Genomic DNA, 18,172 nt, shown 5'->3' with positions numbered 1-18,172 from the left:
ATAACCAAACTTAAGAATGGATTGAATTTTTCCTTTAAAATGTCAGTTAAAAGACCGAATTTAAATCAATATTGTTTTCATGGCCTACAGAAAATATTCAAGTAAGGAAGTTTAGTCTGATAAAATATTTGAAACTCTGTATGTACCGGTATCCTGGGGCTTTGAAAACTTTTTAAATTTAAAACCAGTTTAAAAATCAAATACCTATGCGATATTATTTCAACCAAAAATACCCTTCATATGAAATGGGCTGCAGTAAGGTAGTTTAAAGGAAGCTTGATTCAGCATAAGTTTTAATATTAACGCTTTGAAATACAACCAACTTTTAAAAATAATTGCCAAAGGAGAATCCCAAACACTTGATTTTAAGAGGACAATCTCCCATAAATATAAAATTGCAAAAACCCTGGTGGCCTTTGCTAATACAAGAGGTGGACGGCTGTTAGTTGGAGTTTCCGATGATAAGCAAATTTTGGGAATAGATCCTGAAGAAGAAAAGTTTAGTTTAGATGAAGCCGCCTCCTATTTATGTAAACCTCCCATTCAATTAGAGTATTTTGAATTTGAAAATAAGGAACGGAAGGTAGTTTTAATAGTTAAAATTTCTTCCAGTAATGAAAAGCCTCATTCTGCATTGGATAAAAGTGGAAATTGGAATGTTTATGTAAGGGCAAATGATAAAAGTATTTTGGCTGGGAAGCAAACTATTAAACAATTGGATGGGATTGGTCCGGGAAGCGCTCCTAAAAATTTAACTCCAAATGAGAAAAAACTTTACGCCTATTTAAAGGAAAAGGAAAGAATTACAGTAAAGCAATTTTCCAAACTGGTAAATATTTCAGAGAGAAGGGCAAAAAGAAATTTGATTGACCTGGCTAATAAAGGCTTTTTGTTTCTCCATGATTTTCAAAAGGAAGACTTCTACAGTCTTGCTTAAGGTTTTATATAAAAAAACAGAAGGCAAAAATTATTCTACCTTCTGTTCAAACATATGATTAAATTCAATTGTATTCTAATTTTTTAGTGCTTCCAGCTCGGCATCTTTTTCCTCCATTTTTTGCTGTAAAACTGATAGTTTCTCCTCCAGGCTTTTTACCAACTTGTCTTTTGCTTCTATCTCCTTTTTAGTTTTGGCTGCCTCAGTTTTGCGAATCCTGTTCATCTCCTTTTTTGCAATTTCCAAAACACTGACTTTCTGTTGCAATTCCTTTTGAAGTCTGGTTTGACTTTCCTGTGTAGCCTGAAGTTCTTCCAGGTTTTGGCGCATCTCTTCCTCTTGTGCCCGGAGCTCTTCGCTTTGTTCCTGCTGCCTTTCCAAAAGTGTTTTGGTATGTTCGTTGGTTTTTGTACTGGAAATTGAGGAAGCAATATTTTCTCCTAATTTTTCAAGGAATTCGATTTTGTATTTATCAATAATTTCAAAGGAAGCCAGCTCAATTATACCATAAACCTCCTCATTAATTTTTAATGGAATAAGGATCAGGTTTTGTGGGTTAGATTCACCAAGTCCGGAAGTAATGTTGACATAATTATCTGGAACTTCGGTGAGGTAAATAGTCGCTCTTTCTAAAAAGCATTGGCCAATTAACCCCTGTCCTAAGCTGACAGTTTTCTCTACAAACTTTTTCCTGTCGTAAGCATAACATGCTTTCAATTCAAGGAAATTATCCTCTTCATTTTCAACCTGATCATTTAGAATGAAAAGTCCTCCCTGAACAGCTCCTATATATTTGACCAGGTTGCTCAGAATATTATTACTCAATTCTTCAAGGCTTTGATTATTTTCCCTAAGAATTTCTGCAAATTTGGCTAATCCTGTAGTAATCCATGACCTTTCCTCTTCCTTTTCTGCAATTTCTTTCATTTTATCTCTCATTCTCAAAAGGGATTGTGCGAGGCTGTTACCAAACCTGGAAAGGCCTTGATCGAGATTGTTGTATTTTATTTCTAAATTTCCATTGCCAATTTCATTTATAAACTGTTGCGCATTTTTTTCATCAAATAGCAGATCATTAAATGTCGTGGAAATTTGATTGAGTTCGTTGTTCTTGAAATTAACCGGTATGGGATCTAATTTACCTTTACTAATTTCATTAGCCTTTTGTGAGATAATTTTTAGTGAATTAAGAAATTTTGCATTAAAATACCATGCGGTAAAGCATACTATAAACATAGTCCCTGCAATGGAAATATAGGTGGTGAAATTATTTCCGTAAAATAAAGAAACAGGAACAAGTAGCAGTAAAAAAATTATTGCGCCAAATAAAAAAAATAGAGTATTATTTCTTGAATGGGGCTGTTTTGTGTGGATGATAGCATTTCTCATAGCTATTTGATAGAAATTATTTGGACTGATTAACTTTAATAATCCTCTAACGGGGTGTGTTGGGCTTAATTTTATAAATTCCCGGAAAAAAGTAAAATATTCTACAAAATGCTTTAAGGCGGCATTCCATATTTTGAAATTAACATTTATATTAAAATAAAAAAATCGGATAGACATACGGGCTTTTCCTTCAGAAAATAAAAATTAGTAAGCTTAAAATCAGGGAGTTGAGGAATGTTTTCATAAATGCAATTCAGAAAGGATTATTTATGTTATCTTGAAGTTGTTCCAAGATTTATTTTACTTTAATAATCAGAAATAGAAAGTAAAACAAGGCAATTTTGTAGACTTAAGTCCGGCATCTAAATCAGAAATTATGAAATTAATAAAGGGTGATATTACCAAACTAGAAGTGGATGCAATTGTAAATGCGGCAAACAGTTCTTTGCTAGGAGGCGGTGGTGTAGATGGTGCTATTCATAAGGCTGGTGGACCTGCCATTCTGGAAGAATGTTATGCCATAAGGGCAAAACAAGGAGGCTGCAAAACTGGAGAGGCTGTGATTACCACAGGAGGAAAATTACCCGCAAAGTTCGTGATTCACACTGTTGGTCCGGTTTGGAATGGAGGGAAAAATAATGAGTCCATGCTGTTAAAAAGCTGTTATGAGACATCTTTGGAATTAGCTATTGAGCATAAGGTAGAATCAATTGCTTTTCCAAACATTAGCACAGGAATATACCGTTTCCCCAAAAAAGAAGCTATGGAAATTGCCATTAGTACAGTTAAGAAATTTTTTAAAAAAAGGTCTGAACAGATCAGCGTAATTTTTGTTTGTTTTGATGAAGAAAATTTCCAGCTATATCAAAAGGGCCTAAGTTAATAGTATTACATGGCAATTTTTTCTGGATATAAACTATATAATCTTAGGGAATAACATGATTAACAAAGATCTTTTTCCATGATTTTTTGAATAAAATATGCCTTTCTCCATTTACAATTTGGAAAAATAAGGTTATATTTATTATATATTTGCGAATTAATTTAATAGTATCACTTTAAAGTTTAACATTATCAAAAAGTATAATAGACCTAATTCAAACGAATTACAATACCGGATAAATGAAAGGATAAAAGTGAGGGAGGTTAGACTTGTAGGGGAAAATATTGAATCCGGAATTTTTCCAACTCAGGAAGCCCTCAGACTGGCAAGAGAGGAAGGCCTGGATTTAGTAGAGATTTCTCCTACTGCAAAGCCACCTGTTTGTAAAATAATAGATTACTCTAAGTTCAAGTATGAACAAAAGAAAAAGCAGAAAGAACTAAAGGCCAAAGCTCATAAAACTGTTCTTAAAGAAATAAGATTTGGACCTAATACGGATCAGCATGATTTGGATTTCAAAACCAAACATGCAGAGAATTTCCTGAAAGAGGGGAACAAAGTGAAAGCATATGTTCAGTTTTATGGTAGAACTATTATTTACAAAGACAGAGGCAGGGCTTTACTTGAAAAATTTGCCGCCTCATTAGAGGATGTGGCTAAAATCGAACAACCTATCAAACAAGAAGGTAGAAGGATGATATTAATGTTATCTCCAAATAAATAGCCCTTTTCTATTCCCGGAAATTTTTTTTAGAAATAATTCACAGCAAGGTATCTGGAAATTATAAAAGATATTCAGTGACTTTGCTGTGATTTTTTATAATTAAATACTATTTTTGCAAACCTAAAAAATCAGAGTTGATTTTTTGGAAAATAATAGTTTATAAAAACTTTATTAAAAAATGCCAAAAGTAAAAACTAAGTCAGGGGCAAAAAAGCGATTTAAACTTACCGGTACAGGTAAAATTAAAAGAAAGCACGCTTTTAAAAGTCACATCCTGACTAAAAAAGAAACAAAACAGAAGCGAAACCTTACCAAAATGGGATTGGTTCATAAGACTGATGTTGGCAGAGTAAAGGATATGCTTAATATCTAATCTGCAAAAAAATTAATTTATTATTTACAATTTAAAACTATTTTAAGATGCCTAGATCAGTTAATCATGTTGCTTCTAGAGCCCGCAGAAAAAAAATCTTAAAGTTAGCCAAAGGTTACTGGGGGAGAAGGAAAAATGTATGGACCGTTGCAAAAAATGCAGTGGAAAAAGGGTTAGTATATTCTTACAGGGATAGAAAGCAAAAGAAAAGAAGTTTTAGAGGATTATGGATTCAAAGAATCAATGCTGCAAGTAGAGCGAATGGTTTATCCTATTCTCAATTTATTGGAAAAATTCATAAAGCTGAAATTAATCTAAACCGAAAGGTATTAGCAGATTTAGCAATGAACCATCCTGAGGCTTTTAAAGCTATTGTGGATAAAGTAAAATAAATGAAATTTTTAATTTGGGTGTAAAACGTAGAAACTATGTTTTACACTTAGATTTCTCAATATAAAAAAGCTCCATTTTTGTTAACAAAAATGGAGCTTTTTTTATTATCATTTAACTGAAGTTATACTACTTCAGTGGTTTTCTTTTCAGATTCATTTTTTGTCTTAACTTTTTCTTTGGTGTCTTTTTCATCATCCTTTGCACGAACCTCCACTTTTAGAATGAAAAAGCAAAACTGATCATCAATTGGTAAGAATTGGTATTGATATTTTTCTCCGGTTTTTCTGGCTATATCGATAATTCCCAAACCTGCACCTCCTTTGTCAGACAATCTCCCTTCCTTAATTTGCTTCATATACATTTGCTTTAATTCATCTTTAGAAGCAGCATTGACTTCTTCAATCATATTTTGAAGCATGGCAATTTTATGATTGGAAATTTTATTGGATGTAATTACGTAATAAGATTCATCTTTTTTTCCAATCATAAATAATCCTTTTCCAACATTGTCCTCAGAAATTCCATCAGAGTGTTTATTCATGTTTTGAAGTGTTTCCACCATTACATGATAAACCCTTTTCTTAGTGGATCTCTCTGTATTTTTGCGCTTCATTTCATCCTCTGCCATTGATGTAAACATCTTAGTAATCTCCTGATTAAATTCTCCTAGGTAAACCAATGAGATACCGTTAGACATCATTTCATGATAGAATGTCAGGACAGATTTAGTGATGTTAGCATTTAATGTCATAGTTGGAAAATATTTCTATAATTCTGATTAAAAAACCGGTTTAATTTCCTTAGAAGAATGGAGTGTTTTTCTCCTTTTTTGTTCTTTAACGAGAATAAGTATAGATTAATATTTTCAATGCGGAAAAAAATAGAATTTATGCAGAAACCAATGCTGTAGAAAGTTGAATTCAAGCTTATTGAACTAACAAGCTTACTACAAGATTTGCCACCTTATCTGTATTGTCTTTTGCAGAAATCACAAGGTTTTGCAGGTCCGCACTTGCATCAGATACCTGGAAGGTAATCGAATTATTTATTTCTGCTATTGACTGGTTTTCACCTATATCAATTGCAATTAAAGTATCCCTAAAACTAATGGATGCTTCCTTTAAAAACTTGCTGTTTTTAGCGCTAATTTCCCCCAAAATATTCAGTGTTTCCCCTGTATTGTATTCTGTTCCAATTTGATTGATTTTAATCAAGGGGTTAGTGTTTTTCACCATCAGACTCCAGGAATAATCTTTAGAAACATTTCCATTTTCATCATAAACTGTCATTAAATAGTCATAAGTATTTGACCTTACTGATCCTGGTATTTCAATTGTTTTAAAGGAACTTGTTGAGGTGCCTAAGATTGGTAAGGCAAAGTCTTCAATTGAAGTACTTTTACTATAAAGGAAATTTTCATCATCTTCAACAGGACTTTGGGGGGTTACCTTAAACTCAAGCCTGTCCAAAAGGACATTGTCAGAAAAAAAACCTTTTAGCACTATCTCATTTGGAGCTTCAACAGGGTCACTATTGATACCCCCTAAGTTGGTAATGATTGAATCATATTGATTCGTATTGTCATTAAATAAAAGAATTCTGAAGGTTTCTTCAGATAAAATTGGCGGAGAGGTGTCCTCACTTAATTGTTCGCAAGAAAAAAATGCGAAAATTGAAAAAATCAGATATAAATGAAATAGTTTAATCTTTCGAGTCATCCTGGTGGAATCTTTTTTTGCAAATCTAATCTAATCCTCCATAATTTTTTTATAGGCATTTCCAATATTTTTAATAATGTCACTGGCTATTAAGGAAGAAGGAAATTCTTTCTGAGAACCCAAATCTCCTGCCAAGCCATGAAGAAAAACGCCCAGAATTGTTGCTTCTTGGGAGGGATAGCCCTGGCCTAGAAGGGATAAAATTATCCCGGTTAAAACATCTCCGGAGCCCGCTGTAGCCATTCCCGGATTTCCAGTGCTGTTGAAGAAAATATCACCCTGAGGTGTTCCAATAGCCGTATGAGCACCTTTTAATACTAAAAATACCTTATATTTTTTGCAAAAATGGATAATCATACCCAGTCTTTCATAATTATTTTGGGATTTCCCAACCAGTCTTTCAAATTCCTTTGGATGGGGAGTGAAAATACTATTCTCAGGAATATCTTTGAGCAGGTTTTTATTCGCACCAATTAAATTTATGGCATCTGCATCAAATACTATTGGGAATTTTACTTCTTTAATTAATGAAGTAAGGGCTTTTAAAATTTTTTCTTCCTGTCCGATTCCCGGGCCTATTCCAATTGATGTAAAATTTTCAGGTTTAGGTATTTTTGAAATATTTGATTTATCCTTATCCAGCTGGCACATAATTTCTGGAACTGAGATCTGCACAATTTCATAGCCGCATTTTGGAATATGAAGAGAAACTAATCCTGATCCTGTTCGTAAAGCTGCTTTTCCTCCCAGTACGGCAGCGCCAATTTTTCCATAGCTCCCTGCAATCAAAAGCACATGGCCAAAAGTACCTTTATGGGAAAATTTCCTCCTTGCTTTAAATAGGTTTTTGATCTCGCTTTTTTCAACATAATGGTAGGGTGTTTTGGCCTTATTAATAAATTTTTGGTCCAAACCAATATCCACATGAAACCATTCCCCAACATACTGTTCATTTTGTGGGAGAAGGAAGGATAATTTAGGCAATTGAAAAGTAATGGTGAAATCAGCTTTTATAATATTTTTATCCTTATTGTATGAGTCGCAATATAAGCCTGAAGGAATATCTACCGAAACAGTAGTGTTTTCTGAGTTATTTAAATGCTTAACTAGCCTGGCTGTAAAACCATTTATTGGCCTGGATAATCCAGAACCAAAAATAGCATCAATGATAATTTGATTTCCACTAATTTTCGGTATTGCATTTTCATCCCTAATTTCTCTCAGTTCAGAGATTTTTTTCAATTTGGCTTCATTGATTCTGAAATCATGACTTGCATTATCAGAAAATCTAACTATGTAGCAATCAACCGAATATCCTATGTTAATTAATATTCGCCCAATTGCTAATCCATCCCCTCCATTATTCCCTGTGCCACAAAAAATCAGTATTTTGTTCGATGGGTCAAAATTATTGATAAACCAGTGCACAAATGCATTTGAGGCCCTTTCCATAAGCTCAATTGAAGGAATGGGTTCATTTTTGATGGTGTACTGATCAAGTGCTCTGATTTGGCCAGCATTAAGAATCTTCATTTTAATTTAGATTGATTACCTTTATAATTAAGAATGGAATAACTATTTTTGTAAAGATTAAAAATAACAAGTTATGAATACAATAGCATCGATATTATTATTTGGAATGCCAGGTGGCTGGGAAATGTTTATTATCATATTCGTGATCCTTCTTCTTTTTGGAGCTAAGAAAATTCCAGAACTAGCCAGAGGATTGGGAAGAGGTATTAGAGAATTTAAAGATGCCACTAAAGATATCAAGAAAGAAATCGAAGACGAGGCTGATAATATTAATAAAAGCGTAAAAAACTAATTGCAATAAGCCTTTTTAGTTATTGGATTAATTTTAAGCTTAATCCAAGAATTTTTTTCCGGGAAAAAACAAAAACAGGTCACGGGACCTGTTTTTGTTTTTCAAAAAGAATTATTTTTAAAATTAAAATGCTTTTCAATAATGTCTCCTGCTCTTATGAAGAAGTAGGCATTAGTATTTGTACAAACATTTTACTATTTGGAAATTGTGTACTCCTCAATAAAAGAAATAAAAACAGCCATTGAACAAGGGAAAACCAGCTGTGAAAAGTTAGTAAACCATTATTTAGATCAAATTGATTCCCAAAAAGACCTGAATGTTTTTTTGGAAGTTTATGCCGATGAAGCACTTTCAAGAGCTAAAACAATAGATGAAAAAATTAAAAATGGTACTGCTGGTAAACTGGCTGGTGTAGTGATAGGCATAAAGGATGTGATCTGTTATAAAGACCATGGACTTCAGGCCGCAAGCCATATTTTGGATGGCTTTGTTTCTCAGTTTTCTGCCACTGCAGTTGAAAAAATCCTGGAAGAGGACGCAATTATTATTGGTCGACAAAATTGTGATGAGTTTGCAATGGGTTCTTCCAATGAAAATTCGGCATTTGGTCCGGTAAAAAATTCTGTTGATAAAACCAGGGTTCCTGGAGGATCCTCAGGAGCTTCTGCTGTGGCTGTAGCGGCAGATATGTGTCTAATTTCTCTTGGCTCAGATACAGGAGGGTCGGTTCGTCAACCTGCTGCATTTTGTGGAGTAGTAGGAATGAAACCCACATATTCCAGAATTTCAAGATATGGCCTGATTGCTTACGCTTCTTCATTTGACACCATTGGTATTATTGCCAACAATGTAGAGGATTCCGCTTTTATTTTGGAAATTGTTTCAGGAGCAGATGACCATGATGCAACTGTATCCCATTCAGAGGTGCCATCCTATTCCAAACTTTTAACACCTAAATCTAAATACAAAATTGCTTACCTGAAAGAGACTATTGATAGTGAGGGGGTAAATAAAGAAATTAGGGAAAGTGTAAAGGGAAAAATTCAGCAATTAGAGGAGCTGGGACATCAGGTAGATGCGGTTGATTTCCCTTTCCTGGAATATGCTTTGCCTACTTATTATATATTAACCACGGCAGAAGCAAGTACCAATTTGTCCAGATTTGATGGGGTTCGTTATGGATACAGAAGCAAGGCTTCCACTGATATGCTGAGTATGTATAAAAGATCCAGGTCAGAGGGATTTGGAGAAGAAGTGAAAAGGCGGATAATGCTGGGTACTTTTGTATTAAGCGCAAGTTATTATGATGCTTATTTTACTAAAGCTCAAAAAGTAAGGAGAATTATAAAAGAACAAACTCATAAGCTTTTTGAAGAATACGACTTTATAGTATTGCCTACTACGCCTTCTACTGCATTTAAAATTGGGCGATATGATGAATCCAATTTAGTAGAATACTATTTGGCTGATTTGTGTACTGTCCAGGCTTCTGTAGCAGGAATTCCTGCTATTTCCATTCCTTGTGGTAAGGATAAAGAAGGTCTTCCTATTGGATTACAAATAATGGGAGATTCTTTTAAAGAGGCAGAATTGCTTGCCTTTTCAAAATATATAAGTGATTTGATTTAATAGAATTGATTAATAAACCGTTATTTCTACTAAAGCAGTTTTATTCGATTGCTTACTTTTTTATATTTACTGTGTCAATTTTTTTAAGTTAACTTTCTCGATAATGCTTATTAAGTATTTTATCCCATTTATTTTCCTGTTTTCAGTGGTAAATATCGCCTATTCGCAAGAGGTTTTGGACAGTAGTTATACTGTGGAGATGCCTGAGGGATATATTTTACCATGGATTGAGGATGATGAAGTGGTTACTGCACTTAATATCTCTGAGGAAGCTACCGAAAGGGTTTTAAATTTTGATACTACTGCAGCAATTGGGTTGGAGGAAATTGTTTATGATAGAGATTTCATCCCCTCGGTTTCAGATGAATTAATCAAAGACAGACTTTCTTGTATTGAAAATGAGATTCCTCTAAATTATCATGAAAGGGTAAGGTTATTTATTGATTTTTTTTCAGTTAGGAAGCGGGATTTTACACTAAGAATACTTCAAAGGAAAAATATTTATTTTCCATTATTCGAAGAAAAACTGAAAGAACACGGTTTGCCAGATGAATTGAAATACTTGTCAATTATAGAATCTGCTCTTATTCCCCATGCAAAATCAAGAGCCACTGCAGTAGGATTATGGCAGTTTATGTCATACACAGGAAAAGTTTACGGTCTGAAACAAAGCTATTATGTGGATGAGAGGATGGATCCTGAAAAATCTACTGAGGCTGCCTGTAAATATCTGAAGTATTTATATGAATATTATAATGATTGGGAGCTAGCAATAGCTGCCTATAATTGTGGCCCCGGGAATGTGAATAAGGCAAAAAGAAGAACAGGAAAATTTCATTTTTGGGATATTTATGAGCGGCTTCCCAGAGAAACCAGGTCATATTTGCCTCAGTTTGTGGCTATGATGTATGTTTTGAAATATGCTGAGGAGCATAACCTGATTCAGGATAAACCTTTTTACGAAATCCCTTCTGAGGAAATTTTTGTGAATCAGAGTGTAGATTTGAGGAAACTTGCTAAGGAACTGAATGTTTGTGAGGATGACCTGTTTCTGCTTAACCCCAAGTTTAAATACAAAATGGTGCCTGAAGGCGTGAAAAATTATCCTGTAAAAATCCCAAGTGCAAGAGTGGGTATGTATCTGGAAAATCAAAAAGACATTCTGGCCAATGTAAAAGTAACCACAAAGCCAAATCCAACTTATGCTTCCAATAGAAGTACTCCTAAAACCGGAAAGTATTTTTATACGGTGAAAAGGGGAGATGTATTGGGTACAATTGCCCAACGCAATGGAGTTAGGTTGTCTGATTTAAGGAACTGGAATAATATTTATTCAAATAAAATTTACCCAGGTCAGAAATTGGTAATATATGGTAAAGGCTCAAAACCACCGGCCAATAGTATTACTGCTTCAAACGCCCCGGCAAAACCTGTCTTAAATTCTGGTTCAACTACCAAGGTAAATCCAGCAGGAAAATTCCACACAGTGAAGTCAGGTGAAACACTTTGGGGAATTTCTCAACAATATGAGGGAATGACTGTAGAAAAAATTAAAAAACTCAACAATTTAAAATCAAGTAAATTAAAAATTGGACAAAAGTTAAAACTGGGTTGAGTCCAAATTAAACTCTACCTGAACATTACTTTTTTTCCAAAAACCTCATCGAATTTTTAATCAATTTCCAAGCAATCCCCCATTTTTCCTGACCTTTAAAACATCAGAAAAATTTCTTCACTGTTGCCCCTGCTCTTAGGTAGCTTTTAATATTAAGCCAAAAGGCCAAAGCAAGATAAACAATGATAGGAGAGCCAAAGGCAAGAAAAGAGGTATAAATAAAATACCTTCTAATGACATAAGTTGGAATCCCGAAAGTATCTCCAAGTTTTGAGCACACACCAAATGCCTGCTTCTCAAGGAAAAACTGTAATTGTTTCATATATTCAATTCTTATTTTGATTTAAATATTTCAACAAATTTCCACAAACCCTCAAGACAAAGTAAGTCGAAAATTTAGACCCACTATATTTTATAAAGATAATAAAAATTAGAAATGGAAATGTTAATATCTTGTAATTTGGTTTAAAATTTGAGGTTTTTGGGCAAAGTCCTCTGATTATATTACATTGTGATTTTTGGTGAATTATTAAAATTAATTATTAATTTCACACCATTATGCCGTGAAGAATTAGATAAAATCTAATAATTTATTGGAATAATGATTTTAGAAAAATATTTTTGCTTCAAACAAGATACTAAACTTAAGAAAACTGTTATGAATATGTACAAACGGGCATTATCTGGTGTTTTGACATCAGGTATATTGTTATTTGCAAGCTGTAATGCACTAACTCCAATGATTGAATCAGCTAAAAATGGTCAATCTACTGTGACTCCTAACCCATTAGAGTTGCACGGAGATAAAGTGGAGTTTACAGTAAAGGTTCAGGTTCCTGAAAAGGTTTTGAAACCGAAAATAATGTATGAACTAGATGTGTTCTACAAAACCGCTACTGACGAAGAAACAGCAATAGGTGGAGAAAATGGAACATTGGTGTATGATGGAGATGCTTTGGCAACTAATCCTACTCCAACTGTTGAAAAAGATTTAAGCTTTGATTATGACGAAAAATACAAAGAAGGTCAATTAGCTTTTAAAGGAAGAGCTTATAAAAAATCTAAGCCAGAAAAAGTAAAAGAAACTGAACTTTATACTATTGATAACCTTGGTAAAGGTGTTATTACTACTTCTCAGTTAGTTCAGGCTCCTTACAGTGCCAACTATGTGCCTCATGGATACGATAATTCAGAGAAATATATCCCAACTAATGTTGATTTTTACTTCCAACAAGGAAGATCTGATTTGAGATACAGCGAAAGAAGAAGTGACAGAGGAAAAGAATTAGAAAATTACGTTTCTACAAACATGCCTACCAGAACTGTAAATATCACTGGTATGCACTCTCCTGAAGGTTCAACTGAAATCAACAGTAAACTTGCCAACGATAGAGCTGCAGTTGTTGAAAAATACTACAAAACTCTTGGTAAAAAATTCGATTATGAATCTACTATGGATAGCATCAACTTTGTGTTGAAGCCAGTAGTTGAAGATTGGGATGCATTTAAAAATGCTGTTCAGGCAAGCGATAAAATTTCTGATGGTCAGAAGAGCGAAGTAATGGATATTCTTAACGGATCAGGTGATTTTGTTTCTAAAGAACTAAAATTACAAACACTTTCTTTTTATAGAGTGCTATTCAGAGATATCTATCCTCCTCTAAGAGCTGGTAAAATGGAGATTCTTCAAATCAAAGACGAGCCAACTGATGCCGAGATTGCTGTAATGACTAAGAAGCAAGCTAACGGAGAAGAAGTTGATGGTTTGAACTCAAAAATGATGGCTTATGCTGCTTCAATGACTCCAGACTTAGCAGAAAAAGAAAAAATTTACGAAGCTGCTATCAAACTTGATGACAACTATTCTGCTTACAATAACTTAGGTGCTACTTATATGGCAATGGCTATTGAGGAATCAAGTGAAAGCAAAAAAATGGATTTAGTTGACAAAGCTATTTCTAACTTCAAGTTAAGTCTTCAAAAACAAGAGTCTACTGAAGGAAAAGTTAACCTTGCAAGTGCTCAGTTAATTAAAGGAGATGTTGCCGGTGCGAAAGCTACTATGTCTGGAGTTTCTGGTGGTGCTGGTGAATTAGGTGCTACTATCAATTCATTGAATGGATACTTTGGTATTACCACTGCTGATTACGGAACTGCAATTAGTAACCTTGAGCAAGCTGGAAATGATCCTGTTGCTGCTTACAACAAGGCTCTTGCTATTCTGTTAAAAGCAAGTAAAGAAGTAAATGCAGATGATTATGCAAAAGCAAAAACTGCTTTCGCTGATGCTATTTCTGCTGACTCTAAAAATGCTTTAGCTTATTATGGTGCTGCTATTACTGCTGCCAGATTAGGAAATTCAGGTGAAGTTACTTCAAATCTGAAAAAGGCATTTGATTTAGATAATGATCTAAAAGAGAAAGCTGTAAAAGATTTAGAGTTCTTAAGTCAGCAAGCAGCTGTTACTGAAGCTACTAAATAATCTCATTTATATTAAAAAAAGCCTGCTTCATGATATAAAAATGAAGCAGGCTTTTTTTTTATATGGAAATGAAGATTATTTTTACACCAAAATTTTAAAAAGGTCAATTGTTTGGCCTGGCTTCAAAGTAAAAATAATTATTAAAAATATTTTCAGAAATAAGGCTTCTATACTGCCTGATTATTTTTGGTTAACTACTTATAATTAAAACATGAGAGAAATTCAATTTCGGGAAGCACTAAGGGAAGCAATGGTAGAGGAAATGAGAAGGGATGAAAAGGTGTATTTAATGGGTGAAGAAGTTGCAGAGTATAATGGTGCATACAAGGTAAGTCAGGGTATGTTGGATGAGTTTGGGCCGGAAAGGGTGATCGATACTCCAATTGCAGAATTGGGATTTGCCGGAATAGGTGTAGGTTCTGCAGTGAATGGTTTAAGACCAATTGTGGAATTTATGACTTTCAACTTTTCGTTGGTTGCTATTGACCAGGTGATTAATGGTGCAGCGAAAATGATGTCGATGTCTGGAGGGCAATATCCTGTGCCAATAGTATTTAGAGGACCTACTGGAAATGCTGGGATGTTAAGTTCTCAACACTCTCAGAATTTTGATTCGTGGTATGCAAATACTCCGGGATTGAAGGTGGTAGTTGTGAGTAACCCATATAATGCAAAAGGTTTATTAAAAGCTTCCATTCGGGATAATAATCCTGTTATTTTCATGGAGTCTGAATTGATGTATGGTGATAAAGGTGAAGTTCCTGAAGGAGAGTATATTTTACCTTTAGGGGTTGCTGAAGTAGTGAAAGAAGGAACTGATGTTACTATTGTTTCTTTTGGGAAGATGATGAAAGAAGTGAATATTGCTGCTGCTGAATTAGCAAAAGAAGGAATTAACGCAGAAGTAATTGATTTGCTGACTATCAGGCCAATTGATTATAAAGCTGTTGTGGATTCTGTAAAGAAAACAAACAGGTTGGTAGTGGTTGAGGAAGCATGGCCGCTGGCTTCTATTTCTTCAGAATTGGCTTATCATGTACAAAAATATGCTTTCGATTACCTGGATGCACCTGTACACAGGGTAAATAACCTTGATGTGCCGCTTCCTTATGCACCCACATTAATCGAAACCGCATTACCAAATGCCAAGAAAACTATTGATGCTGTGAAATCTACTTTATATGTGAAGTAAAAAACAGTTTCAGTGCTTGAAATAATGAAAAAGGTTAGGTAATAAATTGCCTAACCTTTTTCATTTGTATAAAAGATAGATTTTAATTCCTTGGCTTCTTCAGGCTTCATTCTTCCAGCCAGTACCAGCCTCAATTGCCTTCTTCTCAGGGCTCCGTCATAATGAAGTTTTTCTTCTTCTGTTTCTGGTTCCAACTCTGGAACGGAAATAGGGTTTCCTGCCTGATCAACAGCTACAAATGTAAAAAATGCGGCATTGGTAACTGTTTTTTTTCCGGAAGGAATGTTTTCAGAAGATACAGAAATATGAACCTCCATAGAAGAATTAAATGCTCTTGTCACTTTTGCAGTTAAGGTCACTACATCACCAAGTGCAATGGGATGTGAAAATGACACATTGTCTACCGAGGCAGTTACTACTACTCTGTTTGAATGTCTTTGGGCTGAAATTGCGGCAACAATATCCATCAAATGCATAAGCCTTCCACCCATAAGATTATTCAGGGTATTAGTATCATTGGGTAATACCATTTCGGTCATTGTGGCTAATGATTCAATTGCTTTTTTTGATTTAGAAGGCATAAATTTTAAAGTTTATTATTTGTTTAATCCCCAACCATCTTCTCCAAGTAATTTTACGAACCTAAAATTACCGAATTCTTCTTTTTTAATTTTTTTATCTTCAAGTTTAGTAATTCTTAGCATTTTTTGTTGGGATTCCGGGCCTACCGGAATTACCAATACACCATTTATTTTCAGTTGTTCGATTAAAGCTTCCGGAACGGTAGGCGCTCCTGCAGTTACTAATATCTTATCATAAGGAGCATGAAATTCCAGACCTTTCGAACCATCACCACAAATAAATGTCCCTTTATAATTGAGTTGATTTAATATTTTTTTTGACCTGTTATGAAGCTTTCTGTTGAATTCAATCGAATAAAGTTGAGCTCCGAGCTCCATTAAGATAGAACTTTGGTATCCCGACCCTGTTCCTATCTCTAAAATTTTATCATTTTTTCTTACATTGAGTAGTTGTGTTTGGAAGGCTACCGTGAAGGGTTGGGAAATTGTTTGACCTTCTCCTATGGAAAAAGCTTTATCTACATAAGCGTGATTCACAAATGCCGTTTCCAGAAAAAAGTGTCTGGGCACTTTTCCGATCACCTCCAGAACTTTATCGTCTGTAATTCCCTTCTCCCGAATTATTTTTATCAGAGATTTTCTTAATCCTTTGTGCTTATAATTATCAATCAACATGGATGTTAGAGAGGTTTAATTCAAATAAGTTGGCAAATTAGGAAATAATCCTGAAAATTTATTTGAGGATTAAGATAGAATTAATACTTTTGTGACCGATTTAAAGGTCGCGTGGCCGAGCGGCTAGGCAGAGGTCTGCAAAACCTTTTACAGCGGTTCGAATCCGCTCGCGACCTCCAAACGTACCCAGCTTTTTGGGTACGTTTTTTTTATGGCTGCATTTTTTTGCGAATTTGAGTAAAAACTTGCATTTAATAATTTAGAGTAATTCTAAATAGAAAATCAATTACTTTTTAATTCCTGTAAATAATTGTAAAACAAAAGGTTATGTTGTTGTTTTGCGGTCGGTTAAATAGATAATGAGAAGTAAAAGAAATTGGATATTTGCAGAGTCGAATATGCTATTTGATTAAAATACTTTGCATGCTAAATTTGGCCTCATAAAATCAAGAAGCATTACCTATTATTAAATACGTGGAAATCGAACCTATGAGTAAATTATTCATAAAGCTGAAGGTTAATTTAATACTTTATATCCTACCGCTCTTTCTGGCAAGCCAGTCTTTCGCACAGGAACCCGAAATTCCAACTGATGCTGCAGTAATTTCTGAGGGCGCTAAACTTTTCAAAGGTAATTGTGCCCAATGCCATAATGTGAAAACCAGATTAGTTGGTCCTGCCTTACAAAACGTTTGGGAGAGGCAACCGGTTTCATGGGTAATCAATTTTATTAAATATCCTGAAAAAACAATTACGAGTGGTGATCCTTATGCAACTGCATTATATGAAGAATATAAGCAGATGATGCCAAACCACGATTTTTTCTCTGATGAGGAAATTCTTTCAATTCTGGCTTATGTAAAGGATGAAACGAATAAAGAGGATGTTGCTGATGTTCCTACCCCAGGATCAGGAGGAGGAGGTCAAGAGGTTGAATCTTCAGTAAATTCTGATTTATTATTAGCCATCGTGGTTGGGTTGGTTATACTATTGATTATCATTCTTATAGTAATGGTATTATTAGTATCGGCTTTAACCAGATACATCAGAAAGGAAAAGGAACTCACTGAGGAAGAAAAAGAATTCTTGGATCAGAGGTTTGATGTTGGAAGTGTTTTAAAAAGCAAAGCATTTATTGGGATCGTGACCTTTATCTTTGTTGCTGTAGTTGCCCAGGGGATTGTTGATGGTCTGTTGGGTATAGGCGTGCAACAGGGATATGCACCTGACCAGCCTATTCCGTTCTCACATAAACTTCACGCAGGATATTACGAAATTGATTGTAAGTACTGCCATACCGGAGTAGAGAAAAGTAAAAATGCCAATATTCCTTCAGCGAATATTTGTATGAATTGTCACAACTCTATCAGGACAACTTCTCCTGAAATGAATAAGATATATACTGCAATTGAAAATAATGAACCTATCCAATGGGTAAGGGTTCACAATTTGCCTGATCTTGCCTATTTCAATCACTCTCAACACGTAAAAGTTGGTGGTTTGGATTGTGAAAACTGTCATGGTGATATCAAGGAGATGGAAGTTGTGCAGCAACATTCATTATTAACAATGGGATGGTGTATTGATTGCCATAGAGAAACGGATGTAAATGCCAAAGGCAATGATTATTACGATAAATTGCTTCAATTGCATGAGTCGGATTCAAAAGAACCAATGAAAGTTGAGGATATAGGCGGGTTGGAATGTTCTAAGTGCCATTACTAATATAAATTAAGCAAGAAAGTTCACAGTTATT

The 18,172-nt window shown here is 34.5% G+C and carries 18 protein-coding genes and 1 tRNA gene; 12 read left to right on the top strand and 7 right to left on the bottom strand.

Annotated elements, in window-relative coordinates; genetic code table 11:
- Nucleotides 1–307: 307 nt before the first annotated feature.
- Nucleotides 308–937: an AlbA family DNA-binding domain-containing protein gene (locus A3EM_RS0132220; RefSeq protein ID WP_020532392.1), complete on the top strand. Its 630-nt coding sequence runs from the start codon at nt 308–310 to the stop codon at nt 935–937.
- 75 nt (nt 938–1,012) lie between these two features.
- Here the strand turns inward: A3EM_RS0132220 and A3EM_RS46505 are convergent, their stop codons facing one another.
- Complete coding sequence (locus A3EM_RS46505) at nt 1,013–2,326, bottom strand: GAF domain-containing protein (RefSeq protein ID WP_157638192.1); 1,314 nt, start codon at nt 2,324–2,326, stop codon at nt 1,013–1,015.
- 376 nt (nt 2,327–2,702) lie between these two features.
- Between A3EM_RS46505 and A3EM_RS0132210 the strand changes: the two genes are divergently transcribed.
- The 4 genes from A3EM_RS0132210 (at nt 2,703) to rplT (ending at nt 4,698) form a co-directional block, all read left to right on the top strand.
- A complete protein-coding gene (locus A3EM_RS0132210; protein WP_020532390.1) occupies nt 2,703–3,209 on the top strand; it encodes an O-acetyl-ADP-ribose deacetylase in 507 nt (168 codons plus the stop codon).
- A gap of 187 nt (nt 3,210–3,396) precedes the next feature.
- On the top strand, nt 3,397–3,933 hold the full coding sequence (infC, locus tag A3EM_RS0132205) for a translation initiation factor IF-3 (protein ID WP_083925341.1): 537 nt from the start codon (nt 3,397–3,399) through the stop codon (nt 3,931–3,933).
- A gap of 178 nt (nt 3,934–4,111) precedes the next feature.
- A complete protein-coding gene (gene rpmI, locus A3EM_RS0132200) occupies nt 4,112–4,306 on the top strand; it encodes a 50S ribosomal protein L35 (protein WP_020532388.1) in 195 nt (64 codons plus the stop codon).
- Nucleotides 4,307–4,353: 47 nt separating this feature from the next.
- On the top strand, nt 4,354–4,698 hold the full coding sequence (gene rplT / locus A3EM_RS0132195; RefSeq protein ID WP_020532387.1) for a 50S ribosomal protein L20: 345 nt from the start codon (nt 4,354–4,356) through the stop codon (nt 4,696–4,698).
- A gap of 122 nt (nt 4,699–4,820) precedes the next feature.
- On the opposite strand, the gene A3EM_RS0132190 is transcribed toward rplT, so the two are convergent.
- From A3EM_RS0132190 to A3EM_RS0132180, 3 genes are all read right to left on the bottom strand, one after another.
- The gene (locus A3EM_RS0132190) at nt 4,821–5,450 is read right to left on the bottom strand and encodes a SiaB family protein kinase (RefSeq protein WP_020532386.1); all 630 of its coding nucleotides are present in this window, start codon (nt 5,448–5,450) and stop codon (nt 4,821–4,823) included.
- 175 nt (nt 5,451–5,625) lie between these two features.
- Complete coding sequence (locus tag A3EM_RS0132185; RefSeq protein ID WP_020532385.1) at nt 5,626–6,417, bottom strand: hypothetical protein; 792 nt, start codon at nt 6,415–6,417, stop codon at nt 5,626–5,628.
- A gap of 30 nt (nt 6,418–6,447) precedes the next feature.
- The gene (locus A3EM_RS0132180) at nt 6,448–7,950 is read right to left on the bottom strand and encodes a bifunctional ADP-dependent NAD(P)H-hydrate dehydratase/NAD(P)H-hydrate epimerase (RefSeq protein ID WP_020532384.1); all 1,503 of its coding nucleotides are present in this window, start codon (nt 7,948–7,950) and stop codon (nt 6,448–6,450) included.
- 73 nt (nt 7,951–8,023) lie between these two features.
- On the opposite strand from A3EM_RS0132180, the gene A3EM_RS0132175 reads away from it, so the two are divergent.
- From A3EM_RS0132175 to A3EM_RS0132165, 3 genes are all read left to right on the top strand, one after another.
- Nucleotides 8,024–8,242 (top strand): Sec-independent protein translocase subunit TatA/TatB, encoded by a 219-nt coding sequence (locus A3EM_RS0132175; protein ID WP_020532383.1) that lies wholly within the window; start codon nt 8,024–8,026, stop codon nt 8,240–8,242.
- 198 nt (nt 8,243–8,440) lie between these two features.
- Nucleotides 8,441–9,871 carry an Asp-tRNA(Asn)/Glu-tRNA(Gln) amidotransferase subunit GatA gene (gene gatA / locus A3EM_RS0132170; protein WP_020532382.1) on the top strand — a complete coding sequence of 477 codons (1,431 nt, stop codon included), beginning with the start codon at nt 8,441–8,443 and terminating at the stop codon, nt 9,869–9,871.
- 103 nt (nt 9,872–9,974) lie between these two features.
- The gene (locus tag A3EM_RS0132165; protein WP_020532381.1) at nt 9,975–11,486 is read left to right on the top strand and encodes a lytic transglycosylase domain-containing protein; all 1,512 of its coding nucleotides are present in this window, start codon (nt 9,975–9,977) and stop codon (nt 11,484–11,486) included.
- Between the two features lie 103 nt (nt 11,487–11,589).
- Here A3EM_RS0132165 and A3EM_RS0132160 read toward each other — a convergent pair whose 3' ends face one another.
- Nucleotides 11,590–11,808 (bottom strand): PspC domain-containing protein, encoded by a 219-nt coding sequence (locus tag A3EM_RS0132160; protein WP_020532380.1) that lies wholly within the window; start codon nt 11,806–11,808, stop codon nt 11,590–11,592.
- A gap of 279 nt (nt 11,809–12,087) precedes the next feature.
- On the opposite strand from A3EM_RS0132160, the gene A3EM_RS0132155 reads away from it, so the two are divergent.
- Together A3EM_RS0132155 and A3EM_RS0132145 are read left to right on the top strand one after the other, a co-directional pair.
- Nucleotides 12,088–13,968 (top strand): tetratricopeptide repeat protein, encoded by a 1,881-nt coding sequence (locus tag A3EM_RS0132155; protein WP_020532379.1) that lies wholly within the window; start codon nt 12,088–12,090, stop codon nt 13,966–13,968.
- Nucleotides 13,969–14,179: 211 nt separating this feature from the next.
- Nucleotides 14,180–15,160, top strand: coding sequence for a pyruvate dehydrogenase complex E1 component subunit beta (locus tag A3EM_RS0132145; RefSeq protein ID WP_020532377.1), 981 nt, complete (start codon nt 14,180–14,182; stop codon nt 15,158–15,160).
- 50 nt (nt 15,161–15,210) lie between these two features.
- Here the strand turns inward: A3EM_RS0132145 and A3EM_RS0132140 are convergent, their stop codons facing one another.
- Together A3EM_RS0132140 and A3EM_RS0132135 are read right to left on the bottom strand one after the other, a co-directional pair.
- On the bottom strand, nt 15,211–15,741 hold the full coding sequence (locus A3EM_RS0132140) for an acyl-CoA thioesterase (RefSeq protein ID WP_020532376.1): 531 nt from the start codon (nt 15,739–15,741) through the stop codon (nt 15,211–15,213).
- Nucleotides 15,742–15,756: 15 nt separating this feature from the next.
- A complete protein-coding gene (locus A3EM_RS0132135) occupies nt 15,757–16,416 on the bottom strand; it encodes a protein-L-isoaspartate(D-aspartate) O-methyltransferase (RefSeq protein ID WP_020532375.1) in 660 nt (219 codons plus the stop codon).
- Nucleotides 16,417–16,521: 105 nt separating this feature from the next.
- Here A3EM_RS0132135 and A3EM_RS0132130 point away from each other — a divergent pair.
- Nucleotides 16,522–16,595: transfer RNA gene (locus A3EM_RS0132130), tRNA-Cys, on the top strand.
- A 310-nt stretch (nt 16,596–16,905) separates the two neighbouring features.
- Nucleotides 16,906–18,141 (top strand): cytochrome c3 family protein, encoded by a 1,236-nt coding sequence (locus A3EM_RS0132125; protein ID WP_020532374.1) that lies wholly within the window; start codon nt 16,906–16,908, stop codon nt 18,139–18,141.
- The last annotated feature ends 31 nt before the right edge of the window (nt 18,142–18,172 follow it).

The sequence above is a fragment of the Flexithrix dorotheae DSM 6795 genome (assembly GCF_000379765.1).
GTDB lineage: Bacteria > Bacteroidota > Bacteroidia > Cytophagales > Flammeovirgaceae > Flexithrix > Flexithrix dorotheae.
The sequence above is the reverse complement of the archived record's forward strand: the minus strand, read 5'-3'. Positions and strand labels throughout refer to the sequence as shown.